Below are 21248 nucleotides of genomic sequence, written 5' to 3' on the forward strand. Positions count from 1 at the left end.
GGACGGCTACTTCGCCTTGGCGATGTCGGTGTCGATCTGCGCGGCGGTCTTCGCCAGACCGGCCTTGAGGTCGGTCACCGAGCCCTTCTCGTACTGGAGGGCGAAGTCCTGGAGGGTGTTGAGGTAGGAGGCGCCGTTGACCGCGCCGGCCGGGGTGTTGGACTTCGCGTGCCCGGCGATGTCGAGGAAGGTCTTGAAGCGCGGGTCGAACTTCAGGTTCGGCGACTTCAGGGCCTCGAAGGTGGAGGGCACGTTGCGGATGCCGTTGGCGAAGCCGACGACGGCCTCGGTGTCCGTGGTCATGAACTTGACCAGTTCCCAGGCGGCGTTCTGCTTCTTGCTCTGCGGGGCGATGCCCATGATGGTGCCGGAGAGGAAGCCCTTGCCGTAGTCGGCGGCCTGGCCGTCCGGTACGGGCATGGGGGCGACGCCGATGTCGAAGGGCACCTTGGCGTCGGTGGCCATGCCGAGCCGCCACTCGCCGTCCATCTGCATGGCGACCTGGCCGGTGTGGAAGGGGTGCTTGGAGCCCCACTCGTCGCCGAAGGTGGTGCGGTACTTCTCCAGCTTCTCGTAGCCGCCGAGCTCGTCGACCATCTTCTTCTGCGTGGTCATCATCTCGGCGACGGCGGGGTCGGTGCCGACCGTCGACCTGCCGTTCGCGTCGAAGTAGGAGGGGCCCCAGCTGCCCAGGTAGTGCTCGGTGGTGGTCTCGTAGCCGTGGTAGTTCGGCATGAAGCCGAGCTGCTCGTACGAGTCGCCCTTGGGCTTGGTCAGCCGCTTGGCGGTCGCCAGCAGCTCGGAATAGGTCCGCGGCGGCTTCTCCGGGTCCAGGCCGGCCGCCTTGAAGGCGGTCTTGTTGTAGTAGAGGCCGTAGGCGTCGGTGAGCAGCGGCATGGCGCAGCGCTTGCCCTCGAACTGGGTGTACTGGAGCAGCGTCTTCGGGATGATCTTCTCGAGGTCGAGCTTCGACTTCTCGATGAAGGGCTTCAGGTCGGCGAAGGCGCCGGAGGAGCAGAACTTGCCGACGTTGGAGGTCGTGAAGGACGAGACGACGTCCGGTCCCTTCGAACCGCCGGTGCGCAGCGCCTGGTTGAGCTTGTCGTCGTTGATGTTGCCGACGACGTCGACCTTGATGTTCGGGTGGGCCTTCTCGAAGCGGGCGATGTTGTCGTTGATCGCCTTCACCTCGGACGGGGTGTTCCAGCCGTGCCAGAAGGTGATCGTGGTCTTGGCGTTCGGGTCGTCGGTGGCGCCGTTGCTCGCCGAGCCGGTACAGGCGGAGGCGAAGAGGGCTATGGACGCGGTGGCGGCGAGCGAGGCGGCGAGCCGGCGCTGGCGTGCGGGCATGGCGGGTCTCCCTGGAACGGGCGGGGCGGGGGCGGGGGCGGACGGTGTGGCGGTTTCGGGGCTACCGGGAGGTGTCGAAGACCTCGTCCCGGGTGGCGGCCAGGGCGCTCTCGAGCGCGCCGCGCAGCACGGGGGTCGGTTCCACGGTGGCGAGGACGAGCCGTGGCCGGGACGCGGCCAGGTCGGCGAGCTGGCTCTGGACGCGGGCGCGCAGCGGCTCGCCGCCCGCGGTGATCGCATCGCCGGCCAGCACGAGGAGCTCCGGGTCGAGCACGGCGACGAGGGAGGCGAGACCGGTGGCGAGCCGCTCGGCGTACTCGTCGAGGAGCCGGGCGTACCGCTCGTCCCCGGCGTGGTGGGCGACGGCGTGCGCGAGCAGCCCGGCGGCGGTCTCCACGTACGGCTGCTCGCGGGTCTCGATCCCGAGGGCCTTGGCGATCCGGGGGATCGCCTGGACGCCGGCGAGCTCCTGGAAGCCGCCGGAGTTGGCCTTGGCGACCTGCCGTACGAGCGGGGTGCCGGGTACGGGCAGGAAGCCGACCTCGCCGGCCCCGCCGGTGAAGCCGCGGTGCAGCCGGCCGCCGAGGACGAGGGCGGCACCGACGCCGGTCTCGCTCCACAGCAGCACGAAGTCCTCGTGGCCCTGGGCGGCTCCCAGGCGCTGCTCGGCGACGGCGACCAGGTTGACGTCGTTCTCGTACTCGAACGGCATCGGCAGGGCGACGGCCAGCTCCTCCAGCAGGGTGGGGGAGTGCCAGCCGGGCAGGTGGGAGGCGTACCGCAGGCGGCCGGTGGCGGGGTCGAAGGCGCCGGGGGTGCCGATGACCAGCCGGTGCACCTCCCCGAGCCCGCCGAGCCCGGCGTCCTTCACGGCCCCGGCGAGCGCCTCGACGACCTGGCGGACCACGCCGCCCTCCGCCGTGCGGCCGGGCGTCGGCAGCAGGAACTCGCCGACCACCCGGCCGGTGACGTCGGCGACCGCCGCGCGGATCCGGCGGGGCGTGACGTCGAGGGCCGCCGCGTGCGCGGCCCGCGGGTTCACCGCGTACAGCTGCGCGTTGGGACCCGGCCGCCCCGCGGTGGTCCCGGTCTCGACCACGAGCCCGGCCGCTTCGAGCCGCGCGAGCAGCTGCGAGGCGGTCGGCTTGGAGAGCCCGGTGAGCTTGCCGATCCGGGTCCGCGAGAGCGGGCCGTGCTCCAGGAGCAGTTCGAGTGCGGCCCGGTCGTTCATGGCGCGCAGGACGCGCGGGGTACCGGGGGTTCCCGGGGTCGTACCTGCCATGTCGGAGTCCGCCTTGTCCCGCTGCACTGTTAGGAAAGTTTCCTATTGGGTTGGGAGGAAGGTAAGACCCACGTCACCGGGGCGTCAAGAGGGCCGTCGTCGCCCGCGGGCCCCGGCGCGGCGAAGGGGCGCCCCGCCATCATCGGCGGGACGCCCCTTCGGCCGTGCGGGAACCGCTACTTCGTGAGGTCCGGCTTCGGCAGCGGGGTGGCCGCCGCCGACTGCGGCGAGGTCGGGGAGGCGAAGGCCGACGGGGCCGCCATGCCCGCCGACGGGTCGGCGGGGGAGTCCTCGGCCTGGGCCGGCAGGGCGCCGCCGACGATGCGGATGCCCGCCGCGTCCAGGGCGCGCTTGATGCGCCAGCGGAGCTCGCGCTCCACGCCCAGCTTCTTGCCCGGCATCGTCTTCGCCGAGACCCGGATCGTCATCGAGTCGAGCAGCACCTCGCTCAGGCCCAGGATCTCCACCGGGCCCCACAGGCGCTCGTTCCAGGGCTCTTCCTTGGACATCGCCTCGGCCGCCTCGCCGATGACCGCCGACACCCGGTCCAGGTCCTCCGTCGGGCGGACCGTCACGTCCACCCCGGCGGTCGCCCAGCCCTGGCTGAGGTTGCCGATCCGCTTGATCTCACCGTTGCGGACGTACCAGATCTCGCCGTCGACGCCGCGCAGCTTCGTCACCCGCAGGCCCACCTCGACCACCTCGCCCGATGCGACCCCCGCGTCGATCGAGTCGCCCACCCCGTACTGGTCCTCCATGATCATGAAGACGCCGGAGAGGAAGTCCGTCACGAGGTTGCGCGCGCCGAAACCGATCGCCACACCCGCCACACCGGCCGAGGCGAGCAGCGGCGCCAGGTCGATCTTGAAGGCGCCCAGGACCATCAGTCCGGCCGTGCCGAGGATGAGGAAGGACGCGACCGAGCGCAGCACCGAGCCGATGGCCTCGGAGCGCTGGCGGCGCCGCTCGGCGTTGACCAGCAGTCCGCCGAGGGCCGTCCCCTCCACCGCCTGGGCCGAGCGGTTCATCCGCTCTATGAGCCGGGTCAGCGCCCGCCGTATGAGCATCCGCAACGTCAGCGCCACGACCAGGATCAGCACGATCCGCAGGCCCGTGTTCAGCCAGGTGGACCAGTTCTGCTCCACCCAGCCCGCGGCGTTCGTCGCCGTCTCGGCGGCCTCGTCCAGCGTCACCGGGACGGTGGGCGGGGCGTCGGCGGTCGGCAGGGCGGACCAGAGCACGGGGGGCACGGGGAGACCTCCAGGGCAGGGGCGGGCAATCCGTCCACACTAACGGGGGACACGGCGTGCCCCGGTCGGCGTGTGCACAGGGGAAGACGGACCACGGCGGGGGAAGACTCCCGGATGCCTGCCGATGTGGTCGAGAACACCTCGGGCCCGTTACCCCCACGTGGTGGCGCGCCGACCAGGCAGGAGGAGAGACTGAGAGCAGTTTCGTCCCGGCGCGAGCCACGCGCCGCCGGCGTCATAGGAGGCATCCGTGCCGCATGTCCTGGTCCTCAACGCGTCGTACGAGCCGCTCGGCGTCGTACCGCTCCGCCGCGCGCTCGTCCTCGTCCTGGAGAACAAGGCACTCTGCCTCGAGGAGTCCGGCGCCTTCCTGCACAGCGAGAGCCGCGTCATGGCCGCACCCAGTGTGGTGCGCCTCAAGCGGTTCGTGCGGGTCCCCTACCGGGGGCCCGTTCCCTTGACCCGCAGAGCCCTCTTCGCCCGCGACGGCGGGCGCTGCATGTACTGCGGTGGCGTCGCAACCAGCGTCGACCACGTCATTCCGCGCAGCCGCGGGGGGACGCACGCCTGGGAGAACGTCGTGGCGGCCTGCCGCCGCTGCAACCACGTCAAAGCCGACCGGCACCTGCGGGAACTGGGCTGGCGGCTGCGGCACCAACCCGCCCCGCCGACCGGACTGGCCTGGCGGATCATCGGGACCGGCCACCGCGACCCGCGGTGGCTGCCCTACCTCCAGCCGTACGGCGCGGACGACGCGCTGGCCCGGATCGACTCGGCCGTGACCGCCCCCCAGGGGGTCGTGACGGCGAGTTGAGCCGGGCCTTTCGCGTTCCCGGGCCCCGGACGGCCCGGGGGTCAGGGGGAGCCGGGGGCCCCGCCCCGCTCCCCTTCGGGCGAGCCGTCCGGCGCGGTGTCCGCCGAGCCGTCCGCGGAGGCGTCCGGCGAGGTCGCCGGGGCGTCCGGCGGGGTGCCGGGAGCCGGGGTGCCGGGCGCCTTCCCCGGCGGCTCCGCCACCGCGTAGGCCTCCACCGACCACAGCGAGTAGCCGTACTCCGTCGCCCGCGCGTCGCCCTGCACCCGGAGGAAACGGGTGTCCGGCGCGTCCATCCGCACCGACTCGCGCCCGCCCCGCCCGTCCCGGACCGTGGCGGCCGTACGCCAGCTCCGCCCGTCGCCGGAGACCTGCACCCGGTAGCGGCTCGCGTAGGCGTCCTGCCAGTGCAGCACCACCCGGCCCACCCGGGCCGGCTCCGCCAGCTCCAGCTGCCACCAGGCGCCGTCCTCCGCGGGGGAGGACCAGCGGGTCGCCGGATCGCCGTCCACCGCGAGCGGGGCCGGGAAGTCGGGCGTCTCGTCGCCCGAGGACGAGGCCGTGCCCGCCGGCGCCAGGTCGGGGCCCGCCGTCCGCGGGAACGCCCGCACCGTCAGGACCCGCTGCTCGCCCGCGAACGACACCGGGACGCGGTACGAGCCGGCCGGCGTGCCCGCGGCGACCGACACCTCCAGCGGCACCGTCGTGCGCGTGCCGCGCGGCACCAGCGCCTCCTTGGGCAGCCGCACCGTGATCCCCTTCGGCGCCCGCGCGGCCAGCGCCCCGCGCACCTCGGCCGCCCGCCGCCCCTCCAGGGCCGCGTTCACGCGGACGGCAGGGCCGCCGATCTCCGCGTCGGTCTCCGCACGGGCCAGCTCCAGCCCGGCCCGCGGCCCGTCGGCGAACCACGGCACCAGCGACCGCACCCGCCCCGCCGGGCCGCTCCACACGATCCGCACCGCGTCCGCGCGCAGCCCCGCCAGGTCCGCCTGCGTCCAGCCCGAGGCCGCCAGCGGGCCCAGCGCCCGCCAGCCCTCGCCGGCCACGAAGGCCTCCAGGGTGCCACCGGAGCCGGTGCCGGGCTCGGTCATCACGGTGACGGTCTCCATCGGCCGCGCGCGCTCCAGCCGCACCGTGTACGCGTCCTCCGCCACGTCCGAGGTCAGCCCGGGGCCCCGCTCCCGGTCCGCGCCCGTCCAGGCCGCCGACTCCGTCACCGCCCGCGCCAGGAACGGGTCGAGCACGCCCTTGCCGACGGTCGCCGGACTCCCCTTCAGCTCCTCGCGCCGCCGCTCCAGGTCCAGCTGGGCCCGCCAGGCCCCGGCGCCGTCGCCGCGCGCCTGGGCGAGCAGCATGTCCACGGCCGTCTCGCCCGCCCGCCCGTACCGGGACAGCTGCTCCAGCCACGGGCCCGCCTCCGCGCGCAGGGCGCCGCCCGCCGTCACGGCCAGCCGTCCGGGCGCCTCGCGCATCACCGTGAACGCGGCCCGCAGCTCGCGCGCCGCCCGCTCCCGGGCGGCCGCGTCGGCGCCGGTGCGGCTCGCCCAGAAGGCGTCCGCCAGCGGCTTCAGATAGGCCGACTCGGCGTCCGGGGCGAGCAGCGAGGAGGCGCCGTTCCCGGCGAGCGCCGCCAGCGCCGTCCGCGCGGCCGGGTCCGGTCCCGCCAGGTCGTCCACGGCGGCCCGCCAGGACTCCTGCGGCCGGTAGCCCTTCGGGTTCCAGGCGAAGTCCGCGGCCGTGAACAGCGGCACGCGCGAGGCGGCGGCCTGCTCCATGGCGGTGGCCAGGTACGCGGCGCTGCCCGCGGCGACGGCCGGCTCCCGGCCCGTGGCGGGGCCGAGGAAGAGCCGGTCCTGGGCGTAGTCGTTGACCGGGTAGTCGTCCATGGTGACCAGCGGGTGGCGCAGCGCGTCACGGGCCCCGGCCAGCTCGCGCCCGGTGATGCTCCGCGGCACCGCCCCGACGCCGGTCCACGCCACCTGCACCCGCGGGTCGAGGGCCTCCGCCAGCGCCTCGCGGTACTCCGTCGCGCCGTCCTGGTAGTACTCCGTCGGCATCAGCGACAGCGGCTCCGCCCCCGGGTGGCGCTCGGCCAGGTGCCGGGCGACGGCCCCCGCCACGCGCGCGTGCGCCCGGGCGGCGGCCCCGGGCCCGCGCCCGAAGGCGTCGGCGTCCGCGGAGCAGTGCCACTCGCTGTAGCTGACGTCCTGGAACTGGACCTGGAAGGCGCGCACCCCCAGCTCCCACATGGCGTCGAGCTTCGCCGTGAGCGCCTCCAGGTCCCGGTCCGAGGACAGGCACATCGCCTGGGCCGGGGCGACCGCCCACGCGAGCGTGACGTGGTTGGCCCGGGCCCGGGCGGCCAGCTCGCGGAACGCGGCCCGCTCGGCGGCGGGGTAGGCCTCGCGCCACAGCGTCCGGCGGTACGGGTCGTCCCCGGGCGCGTAGAGATAGCGGTTCTGCTTGGTGCGGCCCAGGAAGTCGACCTGGGCCAGCCGCTGCTCGCGGCTCCAGGGGCGCCCGTAGAAGCCCTCGGTGATCCCGCGCACGGCGGTGCCGGGCCAGTCGCGCACCCGGACGCCCGGCAGGCTCCCGTCGGCCCGGACCAGCTGACGCAGCGTCTGGACCGCGTGGAACAGGCCGTCCTCGCCCGCCCCGTCGAGCACGAGGGTGTCCCGGCCCCGGAAGCGGCCGGTCGCCAGCCGGTAACCGCCGTCGGGCAGATCGCCCCGCCCGGCCACCCGCAGGGCCTCCAGCGCCTCCCGCGCCCCCTCGGCGTCCTCGCCGACCCGGACCACCGGTCCCCGTCCCGGCAGCGCCTCGTGGACGGTGCGCACCCCGGCCGCCCGCAGCAGTTCGCGCAGCGCGGCGACGGCGTACGGGTCGGCGTCCGGGGCGGTCAGCAGCGTCACCTCGGCGCCGAGCGCCACGGCGCCGCCCGTGGCGGTCAGCGACTGGGGCCGCGGCCAGACGGAGGGGAGTGCGGCCGCACCCGCGGTCGGGGCGGTGAAGGGAGGGGCGAGAGGGGCGGGAGGGGCCGGTGCGACCGGGGCGCGGGGTGCCGCCTGGGCCGGGCCCGGGACCGCGCCACCGCCGAGGAGTCCGCCGATGACCGCGACGGCCACCGCGGTCGCCGTCCGCCTCCTGTGTCCGAGGTGCACGGGTGCCCCCTCCGGTCCCTTGGGTAACGATCGGATGACGAGCCCACCATCCGGGCCGACGGAGTGTCAATGCGAGCGGTCGAACTGTCCTGTTTGCCTCCCGGCCTTTCGGCGAGGTGGCACCCATTCGTCAACTTCCGCCGGTAAAACGGGGAGTGATGGGTAAGGCTTCCCGTGCTGTCCCACCTGTCTTACCTGTCGAGACCGTCGAGACGACCCGGGAGATCCCGTGAACGCGACCGACCACTCCGCACCCCGGATACGCGAGCAGACCCCCGCGCCGATCCGGATCCCGCGGCAGGGCCCGCTCACCAGCGAACCGCCCCTCGCCGACGCCGCGCCCCTCACCAGCGAGCCGCCGTTGATCGAGGCGGCCCCCCTGACCAGCGAACCCACCGCCCGGGGCACCGCGGGCGGCACGGAGTCACCCGGAGTGTGAAGTGACCCTGGCCCGTCTCGCCGAACTGCACGGCGTCGCCACCGCGTACGCCCCCTCCGAGGGCGTCACGGTCACCGTGCCCGAGGCCACGGTGGTGGCCGTCCTGCGCGCCCTGGACGTCGACGCGTCCACGCCCGAGGCCGTCGCCGCCGCGCTCGGCGCGGCGGAACGGGCCGCCCGCGAGCGGCTCCTGCCGCCGACCCTCGTCCACTGGCAGGACGGGCCCGCCCGCCCGGACCTGGGCCTGCTGCCCGGCACCCGGCTCGCGGTGACCACCGAGGACGGGACGACCGTCACCGGACCCGCCGGGGCCGCCGGGAAGGGCCCCGACTGGAGCGGCCTCCCGCTCGGCGTGCACCGGCTCGCGGCCGAGGCCCCCGACGGGCGCCGCTGCACCGCCACCCTGATCGTCGCGCCCGCGCACGCGCCGGGGCCCGAGGGGCGGGCCCACGGACTGCTGGTCCAGCTCTACTCGCTGCTCTCCACCCGCTCCTGGGGCATGGGCGACCTCGGCGACCTGCGCGAGCTGGCCGACTGGGCGGGCCGGACGCACGGCGCCGGCTTCGTCCAGGTCAACCCGCTGCACGCGGCCGTGCCGGGGGCGCCCACCGACCCCTCCCCGTACCGCCCCTCCTCGCGCCGCTTCCCCGACCCGGTGCACCTGCGGATCGAGGACGTCCCCGAGTACGCGCACGTCGACCCGGCCCGCCGCGAGGAGCTCGACCGGGTCCTCGCCGACGCGGCGGAGCTGCGCGAACGGGTCCTCGGCAAGGGCGCGTTGATCGACCGGGACGCCGTGTGGGAGGCCAAGCGGCGGGCCCTCGAACTGGTCCACACCGTGGAGCTCGGCCCCGGCCGCCGCGCCGCCTACCGCGACTTCCTCGCCGAGCGCGGGCGCGCCCTGGAGGACCACGCCACCTACCAGGCGCTCGCCGAGCGGCACGGCCACCACTGGCGCCGCTGGCCCGAGGGGCTGCGCGACCCGCGGACGGCCGAGGCGGCGGTCCGGGCCGACGCGGAGCTCGCCGCCCGGGTCGACTTCCACTGCCGGCTCGCCTGGCTGACGGACGGCCAGCTCGCCGCCGCCGCGGACACCGCCCGGCAGGCCGGGATGGCGGTCGGGATCGTCCACGACCTGGCCGTCGGCGTCCACCCGGACGGCTCCGACGCCTGGGCCCAGCGGCACGTCTTCGCCGCCGGCATGTCGGTGGGCGCCCCGCCCGACGCCTTCAACGCCCGCGGCCAGGACTGGGGCCTGCCGCCCTGGCGCCCCGACGTGCTCGCCGCCGAGGGCTACGCCCCGTACCGCGGTCTGCTGCGCGAACTGCTGCGGCACGCGGGCGCGCTGCGGATCGACCACGTCATGGGTCTGTTCCGGCTCTGGTGGGTGCCCGAGGGCGGCGAGCCGACCGGGGGGACCTACGTCCGGTACGACGCCGAGGCCATGCTCGCCGTCCTCACCCTGGAGGCCCACCGGGCCGGGGCCGCGGTCGTCGGCGAGGACCTCGGCACGGTCGAGCCGGGGGTGCGGGAGGCCCTCGCCCGGCGCGGGGTGCTCGGCACCTCGGTGCTCTGGTTCGAACGGGACTGGGCCGGGACCGGCCGGCCGCTGCCCCCGGAGGCGTGGCGGGCCGACTGCGTGGCCACGGCCACCACCCACGACCTGCCCTCCACCGCCGCCCGGCTCTCCGGCTCCCATGTGGCGCTGCGTCACCGGCTCGGGCTGCTCACCGGCGAGCTGGAGCGGGAGCGGACCAGGGACGCCGCGGAGACCGCCGAGTGGCTGGGGCTGCTGCAGCGGCTCGGACTGCTGCCGGAGGGGCCGGGCGAGGAGGCCGCGGAGATCCGGGCCTTCCACCGCTTCCTGGCCGCCACCCCGGCGCGGATGGTCGGGGTGTGGCTGCCGGACGCGGTGGGGGACCGCCGGCCGCAGAACCTGCCGGGCACCTGGGACCAGTACCCCAACTGGCGGCTGCCGGTCGCGGGCCCCGACGGACAGCCGCTGACCCTGGAGGAACTGGCCGCCTCGCCCCGCGCGCACGCCCTGCTGCGGGTGCTCGCGGAGGAGCTCGGGGCCCGTACGGCACCCCCGGGCGCGCGGTCCGTTTAGGTGTTCGCTACTTTTGCACCGTGGACAAGAAGAACGCCCTGCGCGCCGGTGCTGTCGCGGCCGGTACGACGCTGATGATGCTGCTCATGTCGTCCCCCGCGCTCGCGCTCACCCGCGACGACGGTGACGACCCGGCCCCCAAGCTGAGTGTGGCCGAGACCCTCGGCCTGTTCGTCGCCGCACCGCTGGTGCTCTTCCTGGTGATCTGCGGCCTGGTGATGGTGCTCGACAAGTCCAGGAAGAAGGCGTAAGCCCCACCCGTTCCTTCACGAGGGCGCCGCACGGTACGAGGTACCGGGCGGCGCCCTCGCATGCGTCCGGGCGCCGGGAATCCGGACGCCCGGCGTTCTAGGCGGTCGTGGCGAGCAGCTTGCGCAGCAGGGCCGCCAGCTGCTCCGACTCCTCCTGGGTGAGCGCCGCCTCCACGGCCGCGCGCTGCTGGGCGAGCCCGGCGCCGACGGCCTGGTCCACGAGGGCGCGGCCCTCCTCGGTGAGCGTGACCCGCAGTCCGCGCCGGTCGTTCGGGTCGGGGCTGCGGGTGATCAGCCCGGCCCGCTCCAGCTTGTCCAGGCGGCCCGTCATCCCGCCGGTCGTGATCATCAGGGTGGCGGTCAGCTGGCGCGGTGAGAGGGTGTACGGCTCCCCGGAGCGCCGCAGCGTGGCGAGCACGTCGAACTCGCCGAGCGACATCCCCCCGTACGGCGCGTACGCCTTGTCCACCTTGCCCCGCATGGCGCCGGCGAGCCGGTAGATCCGCCCGAAGACGGCCATCGGCAGGGTGTCCAGGTCGGGGCGCACGACGGCCCACTGATCGGCGATGGCGTCGACGGCGTCGTGGGCGGGCCCCGGGGCGGGTGTCTGCTTCTCCATGACCTCAGTTTCCCCTCTTCGCTGACTCGATGGCAAGAAAGCCACTTGCAAGTAAGTAGCTTAGTGCTAAGTTAGTTACCGGCAAGCCGATCGGCCCGCCGACCCGACCAGGGGGGAACCTGTCATGTCCCGCAAGGCCGCAACCGTCGCACTGACCGCGCTCGCCCCGATCTCCTGGGGCTCCACCTACTTCGTGACCACGGAGTTCCTGCCCCCCGACCGGCCGCTCCTCACCGGTCTGCTGCGCGCCCTGCCGGCCGGGCTGCTGCTCCTGGCCCTCACCCGCAAGCTGCCGCAGGGTGCCTGGTGGTGGAAGTCCGCGGTGCTCGGCGCCCTCAACATCGGAGCCTTCTTCCCGCTCCTCTTCCTCGCCGCCTACCGCCTGCCCGGCGGTGTGGCCGCCGTCGTCGGCTCGGTCGGCCCGCTCTTCGTCGTCGGCCTCGCCGCCCTCTTCCTGGGCGACAAGCCCACCGTGAAGGGGCTGCTCACCGCCATCACCGCCGCCTTCGGCGTCAGCCTCGTGGTCCTCAAGGCCGGAGCCGCGCTCGACGCGATCGGTGTCGTCGCCGGGCTGCTCTCCGCGCTCTCGATGTCCGCGGGCACCGTGTTCACCAAGCGCTGGGGCCGCCCCGAGGGCGTCGGCGCGCTCGCCCTCACCGGCTGGCAGCTCACCGCGGGCGGTCTGATCATCCTGCCCGTCGCCTTCCTGGTCGAGGGCGCCCCGCCCGCCCTGACCGGCACCAACCTGGCCGGCTACGCCTACCTCGCCTTCGGCAACACCGCGATCTCCTACTTCCTCTGGTTCCGCGGCATCGAGCGGCTGAGCGCCTCCTCGGTCACCCTGCTCGGCCCGCTCTCCCCGATCACCGCCGCCGTCATCGGCTGGGCCGCGCTCGGCCAGGCGCTCGGCCCGGTGCAGCTGCTCGGCATGGTGATCGCCTTCGGCGCCACCCTGGTCGCCCAGATGGGGCCGCGCACCGCCGGGACGGAGAAGGAGGCCGCAGCCGAGGCCGCTGCCGAGGCCACCCTGGAGGCAGCCCCCGGGACCACTGAATCGTTCAGCTCTGCTGAACAGAACGGTCAGGAAGTTTCGATGGACCTGGAGGGTTCGGCGGTGCGACGGTAAGCCGCATGACACCGACCACGATCACCGTCCGCCACCCCACCGAGAGGCCGGCGCCCGCGAGGAAGCTCGCGAAGGGCGCCGGCCTCGGTGTGCTGCTCGCCCTGCTCGCCACCGTCGTCTGGTCCGGCAGCTTCGTCGCCACCCGGGACATGGCCGACGGCGTCCCGCCCGTCCAGGCCGTCTTCTGGCGCTGGATCATCGCGCTCCTCGCCGTCGCCCCGTTCGCCGCCCGCCCGTTCTGGCGCCGGCGCCGGACGATCCGCCGGCACCTCGGCTTCGTCGCCCTCGCCTCGCTGTTCGGCGTCGCCCTCTACAACACCCTGGTGCACCAGGCCGGGCTGACCACCTCCGCCTCCACCATGGGCATGATCATGGCCGCCTCCCCGGTGCTCATGGCCGGCTACGCCCGGCTCGGCGGCGAACGCCTCGGGGTCCGCCGCGTCCTCGGGACGCTGGTCGCCGCGCTGGGCGTGCTGCTGCTCGTCGGCAAGGGCTCCCTCGCCGTCGACCTCTCGGCCGGGGACCTGTGGATGTTCGCCGCGGCCCTGTCCTTCGCCTCGTACAGCGCCCTGCTCAAGCGCAAGCCCGCCGGGATCGACCAGCTCGCCTTCCTCTTCGCCACCTTCCTGTTCGGCGCGCTGATGCTCGCCCCCGCGTACGCGGTCTCCCTCGCCGTCCAGGGCGCCTTCACCGTCGGCACCGGCACCGTCGGACCCCTCCTCTACGTCGGCGTGCTCTCCTCCGCCGTCGCGTTCTTCGCCTGGAACAAGGCGGTCTCCCTCATCGGCGCGGCCCGCGCGGGCGTCGTCTACTACCTCCAGCCCGTCTGCGTCGCCCTCCTCTCGTACGCGCTGCTCGGCGAACGGCTCGGCCTGCTCGGCGTCGCCTGCATGGCGCTCATCCTCGGCGGAGTGGCCCTCGCCTCCGCCCCGAGCTCCGGGCCTCGCGCAGGGGGGACTCCCAGGTAGGTTGCGCCCCATGACCGAGTGGGACATCAAGAAGCTCCAGATCCTCCGCACCCTCCGCGACCGCGGCACCGTCACCGCGAGCGCGGAGGCGCTGCGGATGACCCCCTCGGCCGTCTCCCAGCAGCTCACCAACCTCTCCAAGCAACTCGGCGTGCAGCTCCTGGAGGCGCACGGCCGCCGGGTGCGGCTCACCGACGCCGCGCACCTGGTGCTGCGGCACGCCGAGGCGGTCTTCGCCCAGCTGGAGCGGGCCGAGGCCGAACTCGACGCCCATCTGCGGGGCGAGGCGGGGCGGGTGCGGGTCGCCGCCTTCTCCACCGCCGTGCCCGCCCTCGTCGTCCCCGCCGTCCAGGCCCTGCGCACCGCGCACCCCGGGCTCGACGTACGGATCCGGGAGGCCGAGGCGGCCGAGGCGTACGAGCTGCTCACCGCGGGCGAGGTCGACCTGGCCCTCTCGCTCGCCGCCCACGCGCCCACCGCCCGCGACCCCAAGTACAGCCGGGTCCCGCTGCCGGCCGACCCGCTCGACGTGGCCCTGCCCGCCGGGCACCCGCTCGCCGAGGCGCCCGGGCTGCGGCTCGCCGACCTCTCCGCCGAGCCCTGGATCTACGGCGGATCGGGTCCCTGGTCGGAGATCACCACCGCCGCCTGCGAGGCCGCCGGCTTCGTCCCCGAGCAGGCGCACAGCGCGGCCGGCTGGACCGCGATCCTCGCCATGGTCGAGGCCGGTCTCGGCGTGGCCCTGGTCCCCCGGATGGCCGCCGCCGAGCGCCGCACCGGGGTCGTCATGCGGGTGCTCTCCGCCGACCAGCCGCGCCGCCACGTCGTCGCGGCGGTGCGCCGCGGGGCGGAGGAGGGGCCGGCCGTGGCCCGGGTCCTGGCGGCGCTGCGGCAGGCCGCCGCGCAGCGGGAGACCCGGGAAACCTTTCAGCAGAACTGAACGGCGACGTCGGAAACATTCGATGGACCCGGGCAAGGCCCCGGCGGCACAGTCGAACGCATGAGCCTCGACCACGCCACCGCCCAGGACCCGCACGCCAACGACGCCGCCCCCTACGCGGGCGGCGACCCCTACGCCGACTACCGGACCGGAGACTTCCCGTACACCGAGCTGGTCGACCTCGCCGACCGCCGGCTCGGCGCCGGCGTGGTCGCGGCCAACGACGAGTTCTTCGCCGAGCGGGAGAACCTGCTCGTCCGCGAGCGGGCCGTCTTCGACCCCGAGCACTTCGGCCACAAGGGCAAGATCATGGACGGCTGGGAGACCCGCCGCCGCCGCGGCGCCGACGCCGAGCACCCCTTCCCGGCCCCCGAGGACCACGACTGGGCGATCGTCCGCCTCGGCGCCCCCGGCGTCATCCGCGGCATCGTCGTCGACACCGCCCACTTCCGCGGCAACTACCCGCAGCGGGTGAGCGTCCAGGCCGCCGCCGTCGAGGGCACGCCCGGCCCCGAGGAGCTCCTGGACGCGACCTGGGAGGAGCTCGTCCCGCCCACCCCGGTCCGCGGCCACGCCGCCAACGGCTTCACCGTCACCGCCGAGCGCCGCTACACCCACCTGCGGCTCCGCCAGCACCCCGACGGCGGCATCGCCCGCCTGCGGGTCCACGGCGAGGTCGTCCCCGACCCCGAGTGGCTGGACGCCCTCGGCACCCTCGACCTGGCCTCCGTGCTCAACGGCGGCGTGTACGAGGACGCCTCCGACCGCTTCTACTCCTCGCCGACCCAGATCATCCTGCCCGGCACCTCCCGCAAGATGGACGACGGCTGGGAGAACCGCCGCCGCCGGGTCCGCGGCACCAACGACTGGGTGCGCTTCCGGCTCGCCGCCCAGGGCGCCGTACGGGCGGTCGAGATCGACACCGCCTACCTCAAGGGCAATTCGGCCGGCTGGATCGCCCTCCAGGGCTGCAACGGCGACCCCTCGGGAGCCGGCGAGTGGTTCGAGATCATCCCCCGCACCCGCCTCCAGCCCGACACCCTGCACCGCTTCACGCTCCCCGCCCGGGCCGTCGTCACCCACGTCCGGCTCGACGCCTTCCCCGACGGCGGCGTCGCCCGGATGCGGCTGCACGGCAGCCTCACGGACCGGGGCGCCTCGGAACTCCGGGCCCGCTACGCGCGGCTGACCGGCTGACGGGCCACCTGGCAGGTCCACGGCAAACGATCATTAGGCTCTCGGGCATGAGACTTCTCCAGAGAGCGATGGCCGCGCTCGCGCTGCTGGTCACCGCGGTCCTCACGACCGCGGGACCGGCCGCCGCCGACCTCGTCGACCCGGCCACGGCACCGCCGACGCGCGTCATCTCCTACAACGTCTGCGGGGCCTCCCCCACCTGCCGCAGCGCACTGGACCTGCCCACCTGGACCGCCAAGGTCAAGGCGCAGACCCTCGCCTGGGACGCCGACGCCCTGATGCTCCAGGAGCTGTGCTTCACCCAGTGGACGGCGGTGCGCGACGCACTGGCCGACGCCGGCTACACCGCCGTCTGGGGCTTCGCCACGAAGACCCCCAACTGCGGCGCCTGGGGCGGCACCGACAACGGCTTCGGCCTCGGCGTCTTCGCCAAGGCCGGCGCGGTCGACCGCTACACCGCCAACCTGACCACCCCCGGCACCGAGCCCCGCCCGGTCCTCTGCGCCCGCGGCCCGGTCGACGGCCGGCCCACCCTCGTCTGCAACGTCCACCTGGACCAGAAGATCACCCCCGACAACGGCTCCGCCGAGGCCCTCGCCCACGCGGAGACCTGGGCGGCCGGACTCCCGGTGATCTTCGGCGGCGACTTCAACGCCGGTACGGAGCAGACCTACGACCCGATGCTCGACCCGGTCCGCAACGGCCTGCCCGGCACCGGCCCGCTCATCGAGGCCGACGAGAACGACGTCGACCACTTCACCCCGGCCTGCGCGGCGGCCCACGCCACCACCTGCCACTCCGGCGAGCCCACCGTCGCCTCCGGCAAGAAGTTCGACCACGTCTTCCTGACCGCCCGCGACTTCCGCACCGTCCGCGCCGACGCCCTCGAACCCGAACCCGAGGGCACCACCGCGCTCTCCGACCACAAGCTGCTGCGCGCCGCCGCGTACCCGACGTACCGGCCCGGCGACCTCACCGGCGACGGCCGGCCCGACCTCCTCGCGGTCAAGGACGACGGCGCCCTGCGCCTCTACCCCGGCACCGGCACCGGAGCCGTCTCCGGCATGCGCCAGATCGGCACCGGCTGGGCCGGCGCCGCCGTCAGCCACCGCGGCGACTGGACCGGCGACGCCCGCGAGGACGTCCTCGCCCGCATCGGCGACGAGCTGTGGGTCTACCCGAACACCGTCAACGGAGAGCTCGGCGCCCGGATCGCCATGGGCGGCCGCCCCACCGGCTGGTCGAACGGCGGCGTCCTCCCGCTGGCCGCGGGCGACGTGGACGGCGACGGCCTGCCCGACGTGCTCGCCCGCAGCACCACCGGCCTCTGGCTGCACCGCGGCGGCCCGGCCGTCGACGGCAAGCCCACCTTCGCCCCCCGGGCCGCCGTCAAGGTCGGCGGCGCCGAATGGGCCGGCTACGACGTGATCCTGCCCGGCGACGTCACCGGCGACGGCAAGGCGGACGTCTGGGGCCGCGACCGCGCCACCGGCGAGATCAAGCGGTACGTGAGCCAGGGCGCGGCCCCGCTCACCGCCGACCCGACGCCGCCGACCGGCGGCCCCTGGACCGTCGCCGACCGGCGCCTGGTCGTCTCGCCCGGCGACGTCACCGGCGACGGCCTGCCGGACCTGTGGACCACCCGCACCGCGGGCACGGCCGAGAACCTGGAGCTCCTGCCGGGCACCGCGACCGGCCTCGGCCTCCCGACGACGATCGGCACCGGCGGCTGGCAGTGGCTCACGCACCTGAGCTGACCCGCCCGCCACGGCGAGGGGCCCCGGACCGTGACCGGTCCGGGGCCCCTCTTCCGTCATCCGAGCCGTCAGGCGGCAGCGGCGTCCGCCGCCTGCGCCTTCAGCGCGCGCTCGACGCCCGCGCGGGACTCGGTCACCATACGGCGCAGCGCCGGGGCCGGGTCGTTCGCGGAGATCCAGGCGTCCGTGGCGTCCAGGGTGGCCTGCGAGACCTGGAGCGACGGGTAGAGGCCGACCACGATCTGCTGCACGATCTCGTGGCTGCGGGTCTCCGAGATGCCCTTGATCGAGGCGAAGTACTTCTCGGTGTACGGGGCGATCAGCTCACGCTGGTCGGCCTGCACGAAGCCGCCGATCACGGCCTCCTGCACCGCGTTCGCGAGGGTGTCGCCCTCGACGACCGCGGCCCACGCCTCGGCCTTCGCCGCCTCCGTCGGACGGGCCGCGCGGGCCGTCGCCGCGTGGCGCTCGCCCGCGGCGGTCCGGTCGCGCTCCAGCTCCGCCGCGATCTCCGGCTCGTCGAACCGGCCGGTCGCCGCGAGCCGCTGCACGAACGCCCAGCGCAGCTCGGTGTCGACGGCGAGGCCGTCGACCGTCACGTCACCGGAGAGCAGACCGGCGAGCACGTCGAGCTCGGCGTCCTCGCGGGCGGTGGCCGCGAAGGCCCGCGCCCAGGCCAGCTGGTGGTCGCTGCCGGGAGCCGCCGCGCGCAGCTGCTCCTGGGAGAAGGCGCCCCAGCGGGCCAGGCCCTCGGCGCGCCACTCCGGCGCCGCGTACAGGTCGAGGGCCGCCTTGACCTGGCCCTGCAGCGACTGGACCACGCCGATGTCGGTCTCCTTGGCGATGCCCGAGAGCACCAGCGCCAGGTAGTCGCGGGTGGCCAGCTCGCCGTCCCGGGTCATGTCCCAGGCCGAGGCCCAGCACAGCGCCCGCGGCAGGGACTCGGTGAAGTCGCCCAGGTGCGCGGTGACGTTCTTCAGGGACACCTCGTCGAGGCGGACCTTGGCGTACGACAGGTCGTCGTCGTTGAGCAGCACGACCGCCGGACGGGTCTTGCCCGCGAGCTGCGGCACGGAGGTCAGCTCGGCCGCCTCGATGTCCAGCTCGACCCGCTCGGTGCGGACCAGCTTGCCGGCCGCGTCGAGGTCGTAGAAGCCGATCGCGATCCGGTGCGGGCGCAGGACGGCCTCGCCCTTGGCGCCGGCCGGCAGCGCCGGGGCGGTCTGGCGGACGGCGAAGGAGGTGATGGAGCCGTTCTCGTCGGTCTCGATCTCGGGCCGCAGCACGTTGATGCCGGCGGTCTCCAGCCACGCCTTCGACCAGGCCTTCAGGTCACGCCCGGAGGTCTCCTCCAGGGCGCCCAGCAGGTCCGTCAGACGGGTGTTGCCGAAGGCGTGGGCCTTGAAGTAGGCCTGCACGCCCTTGAAGAACTCGTCCTGGCCGACGTAGGCGACGAGCTGCTTCAGGACGGAGGCGCCCTTGGCGTACGTGATCCCGTCGAAGTTGACGAGCACGTCCTCCAGGTCGTTGATCTCCGCCATGATCGGGTGCGTCGACGGCAGCTGGTCCTGGCGGTAGGCCCAGGTCTTCTCCGCGTTGGCGAAGGTGGTCCAGGCGTTGGGCCAGCGGGTGCCCTCGACGGAGGCCTGGCAGGCGACCGAGGTGTAGGTGGCGAACGACTCGTTCAGCCACAGGTCGTTCCACCACTCCATGGTGACGAGGTCGCCGAACCACATGTGGGCGAGCTCGTGCAGGATGGTCTCGGCGCGGCGCTCGTACGCGGCGTCCGTCACCTTCGAGCGGAAGACGTACTGGTCGCGGATGGTGACCGCGCCCGCGTTCTCCATCGCGCCCGCGTTGAACTCCGGCACGAACAGCTGGTCGTACTTGGCGAACGGGTAGTCGTACGCGAACTTCTCCTGGAACCAGCCGAAGCCCTGGCGGGTCACGTCGAAGATGTGGTCCGCGTCGAGGAACTCCGCCAGCGACGGACGGCAGTAGATGCCCAGCGGCACGACCTGGCCGTCGGGGCCCTCGTACGTCGAGTGCACCGAGTGGTACGGGCCGACGATCAGCGCGGTGATGTACGTGGAGATGCGCGGGGTCGGCTCGAAGACCCACACGTCGTCCTTGGGCTCCGGCGTGGGGGAGTTGGAGATGACCGACCAGCCGGACGGGGCCTTCACGGTGAACTGGAAGGTCGCCTTGAGGTCGGGCTGCTCGAAGGAGGCGAAGACGCGGCGGGCGTCCGGCACCTCGAACTGCGTGTAGAGGTAGGCCTGGCCGTCGACCGGGTCGACGAACCGGTGCAGGCCCTCACCGGTGTTGGTGTACGCGCAGTCGGCGACGACCTTCAGCTCGTTGCGACCCTGGACGAGGCGCGGGAGCGCGATCCGGGAGTCCCGGAAGACGGCGGCGACGTCGAGGGCGTGCCCGTTGAGCACGACCTCGTGGACGGCGGGGGCGACGAGATCGATGAAGGTCTCGGCCCCGGCCTCGGCGGAATCGAAGCGGACGGTGGTGACGGACCGGTAGGTGCCGCCCTCCTGCGCACCGGTGAGGTCGAGGTCGACCTCGTACGCGTCCACGGACAGCAGCTTCGCCCGCTGCGCCGCCTCTTCACGGGTCAGGTTTGTGCCAGGCACCCGGTCAACTCCTCGGTTTCGTGACGTTTGGGCCATCCTTCCACGGGGTGTGTCGGCGACGCACGGCGCATTTCCCAGGGCGAACAAGCGAAGGGCGGCCATCCCACGGATGGCCGCCCTTAGATGCCGTTCGTACCGGTTTCGGCCGGGAGCATCAGCCCTTGAGCTCGGCCGCGACCAGCTCCGCGATCTGCACCGCGTTCAGGGCGGCGCCCTTGCGCAGGTTGTCGTTGGAGACGAAGAGCGCGAGGCCGTGGTCGACGGTCTCGTCGACGCGGATGCGGCCCACGAAGGAGGCGTCCTTGCCGGCGGCCTGGAGCGGGGTGGGGATCTCGGAGAGCTCGACGCCCTCGGCGTCCTTCAGCAGCTCGTAGGCGCGCTCGACGCTGATCGGGCGCTCGAAGCGGGCGTTGACCTGGAGCGAGTGGCCGGAGAAGACCGGGACGCGCACGCAGGTGCCGGAGACCTTGAGCTCCGGGATCTCCAGGATCTTGCGGGACTCGTTGCGGAGCTTCTGCTCCTCGTCGGTCTCGAAGGAGCCGTCGTCGACGATCGCGCCGGCCAGCGGCAGCACGTTGAAGGCGATCGGACGCTTGTAGACGCCCGGCTCGGGGAAGTCGACGGCCCCGCCGTCGTGGGTCAGCCCGGCGGCACCCTCGGCCACGGCCTTGATCTGGCCGTCGAGCTCGGCGACGCCGGCCACACCGGAGCCGGACACGGCCTGGTAGGTGGTGGCGACCAGGGCGACCAGGCCGGCCTCCTGGTGGAGCGGCTTGAGGACCGGCATGGCGGCCATCGTGGTGCAGTTCGGGTTGGCGATGATGCCCTTGGGGCGGTCCTTGATCGCGTGCGGGTTGACCTCGGACACGACCAGCGGGACCTCGGGGTCCTTGCGCCAGGCGGAGGAGTTGTCGATCACGACGGCGCCCTGGGAGGCGACCTTCTCGGCGAGGGCCTTGGAGGTGGCGCCGCCCGCGGAGAAGAGCACGATGTCCAGGCCGGTGTAGTCGGCGGTGGCGGCGTCCTCGACGGTGACGCCGTCCAGGACGGAGCCGGCGGAGCGGGCGGAGGCGAAGAGGCGCAGCTCGTCGACCGGGAAGTTCCGCTCGGCCAGGATCCTGCGCATGACTGTGCCGACCTGACCGGTGGCTCCGACGATTCCGACCTTCACGGGGACTCCTCCGTACGTATGTGCAGGGTGCTGCCGGATCCATGATGCGGGTGTCCCGGCCCGGCTTGTCCAATCCATTGTCCAAGGGTCGGACGGTCGCCGGACGGATCCCGGACGGATCCCGCACGGAGCCGGAGACGCCGACGGGGCGGCCGCCGGTTTCCGGCGACC

16 protein-coding genes are annotated in these 21248 nt (G+C 74.1%); 9 read left to right on the forward strand and 7 right to left on the reverse strand.

Going from position 1 to position 21248, the window contains the following annotated elements; all coding sequences use genetic code 11:
* Window positions 1-6: 6 nt before the first annotated feature.
* The 3 genes from ABD981_RS26085 to ABD981_RS26095 all read right to left on the reverse strand — a co-directional run bounded on the left by ABD981_RS26085 (window position 7) and on the right by ABD981_RS26095 (window position 3873).
* Window positions 7-1350: an ABC transporter substrate-binding protein gene (locus ABD981_RS26085; RefSeq protein ID WP_046907231.1), complete on the reverse strand. Its 1344-nt coding sequence runs from the start codon at window positions 1348-1350 to the stop codon at window positions 7-9.
* Between the two features lie 61 nt (window positions 1351-1411).
* Window positions 1412-2632, reverse strand: a complete 1221-nt coding sequence (locus tag ABD981_RS26090) for an ROK family transcriptional regulator (RefSeq protein WP_046907260.1) — start codon at window positions 2630-2632, stop codon at window positions 1412-1414.
* 176 nt (window positions 2633-2808) lie between these two features.
* Window positions 2809-3873, reverse strand: coding sequence for a mechanosensitive ion channel family protein (locus tag ABD981_RS26095; protein WP_046907261.1), 1065 nt, complete (start codon window positions 3871-3873; stop codon window positions 2809-2811).
* Between the two features lie 259 nt (window positions 3874-4132).
* Here ABD981_RS26095 and ABD981_RS26100 point away from each other — a divergent pair, with 259 nt between their 5' ends.
* Window positions 4133-4696, forward strand: a complete 564-nt coding sequence (locus tag ABD981_RS26100) for an HNH endonuclease (RefSeq protein WP_046907232.1) — start codon at window positions 4133-4135, stop codon at window positions 4694-4696.
* A gap of 41 nt (window positions 4697-4737) precedes the next feature.
* On the opposite strand, the gene ABD981_RS26105 is transcribed toward ABD981_RS26100, so the two are convergent.
* Window positions 4738-7854, reverse strand: coding sequence for a glycoside hydrolase family 84 protein (locus ABD981_RS26105; RefSeq protein WP_123954379.1), 3117 nt, complete (start codon window positions 7852-7854; stop codon window positions 4738-4740).
* 259 nt (window positions 7855-8113) lie between these two features.
* Between ABD981_RS26105 and ABD981_RS26110 the strand changes: the two genes are divergently transcribed.
* The 3 genes from ABD981_RS26110 to ABD981_RS26120 are packed head-to-tail and all read left to right on the forward strand — an operon-like array spanning window position 8114 to window position 10654.
* On the forward strand, window positions 8114-8293 hold the full coding sequence (locus ABD981_RS26110) for a hypothetical protein (RefSeq protein ID WP_046907263.1): 180 nt from the start codon (window positions 8114-8116) through the stop codon (window positions 8291-8293).
* A 1-nt stretch (window position 8294) separates the two neighbouring features.
* The gene (gene malQ, locus ABD981_RS26115; protein ID WP_046907233.1) at window positions 8295-10403 is read left to right on the forward strand and encodes a 4-alpha-glucanotransferase; all 2109 of its coding nucleotides are present in this window, start codon (window positions 8295-8297) and stop codon (window positions 10401-10403) included.
* 20 nt (window positions 10404-10423) lie between these two features.
* On the forward strand, window positions 10424-10654 hold the full coding sequence (locus ABD981_RS26120) for a hypothetical protein (RefSeq protein ID WP_046907234.1): 231 nt from the start codon (window positions 10424-10426) through the stop codon (window positions 10652-10654).
* 97 nt (window positions 10655-10751) lie between these two features.
* Here ABD981_RS26120 and ABD981_RS26125 read toward each other — a convergent pair whose 3' ends face one another.
* A complete protein-coding gene (locus tag ABD981_RS26125) occupies window positions 10752-11273 on the reverse strand; it encodes a MarR family winged helix-turn-helix transcriptional regulator (RefSeq protein WP_046907235.1) in 522 nt (173 codons plus the stop codon).
* A gap of 124 nt (window positions 11274-11397) precedes the next feature.
* Between ABD981_RS26125 and ABD981_RS26130 the strand changes: the two genes are divergently transcribed.
* Genes ABD981_RS26130 through ABD981_RS26150 form a run of 5 tightly spaced genes read left to right on the forward strand, consistent with a single transcriptional unit; the run spans window position 11398 to window position 17261 of the window.
* Window positions 11398-12399: an EamA family transporter gene (locus ABD981_RS26130; RefSeq protein WP_046907236.1), complete on the forward strand. Its 1002-nt coding sequence runs from the start codon at window positions 11398-11400 to the stop codon at window positions 12397-12399.
* Between the two features lie 5 nt (window positions 12400-12404).
* On the forward strand, window positions 12405-13367 hold the full coding sequence (locus tag ABD981_RS26135) for a DMT family transporter (RefSeq protein WP_046907237.1): 963 nt from the start codon (window positions 12405-12407) through the stop codon (window positions 13365-13367).
* Between the two features lie 10 nt (window positions 13368-13377).
* Window positions 13378-14307 (forward strand): LysR family transcriptional regulator, encoded by a 930-nt coding sequence (locus ABD981_RS26140; protein WP_046907238.1) that lies wholly within the window; start codon window positions 13378-13380, stop codon window positions 14305-14307.
* Between the two features lie 60 nt (window positions 14308-14367).
* Entirely contained in the window at window positions 14368-15504 is a 1137-nt protein-coding gene (gene alc / locus ABD981_RS26145; RefSeq protein ID WP_046907239.1) for an allantoicase, read from the forward strand.
* A gap of 47 nt (window positions 15505-15551) precedes the next feature.
* Window positions 15552-17261 (forward strand): FG-GAP-like repeat-containing protein, encoded by a 1710-nt coding sequence (locus tag ABD981_RS26150; protein ID WP_123954380.1) that lies wholly within the window; start codon window positions 15552-15554, stop codon window positions 17259-17261.
* A gap of 68 nt (window positions 17262-17329) precedes the next feature.
* On the opposite strand, the gene pepN is transcribed toward ABD981_RS26150, so the two are convergent.
* Both pepN and ABD981_RS26160 read right to left on the reverse strand, forming a co-directional pair.
* Window positions 17330-19906, reverse strand: a complete 2577-nt coding sequence (gene pepN, locus ABD981_RS26155) for an aminopeptidase N (protein ID WP_046907240.1) — start codon at window positions 19904-19906, stop codon at window positions 17330-17332.
* A gap of 154 nt (window positions 19907-20060) precedes the next feature.
* Window positions 20061-21077: an aspartate-semialdehyde dehydrogenase gene (locus ABD981_RS26160; RefSeq protein ID WP_046907241.1), complete on the reverse strand. Its 1017-nt coding sequence runs from the start codon at window positions 21075-21077 to the stop codon at window positions 20061-20063.
* Window positions 21078-21248: the final 171 nt, after the last annotated feature.

The sequence above is a fragment of the Streptomyces showdoensis genome, assembly GCF_039535475.1.
Lineage (GTDB): Bacteria > Actinomycetota > Actinomycetes > Streptomycetales > Streptomycetaceae > Streptomyces > Streptomyces showdoensis.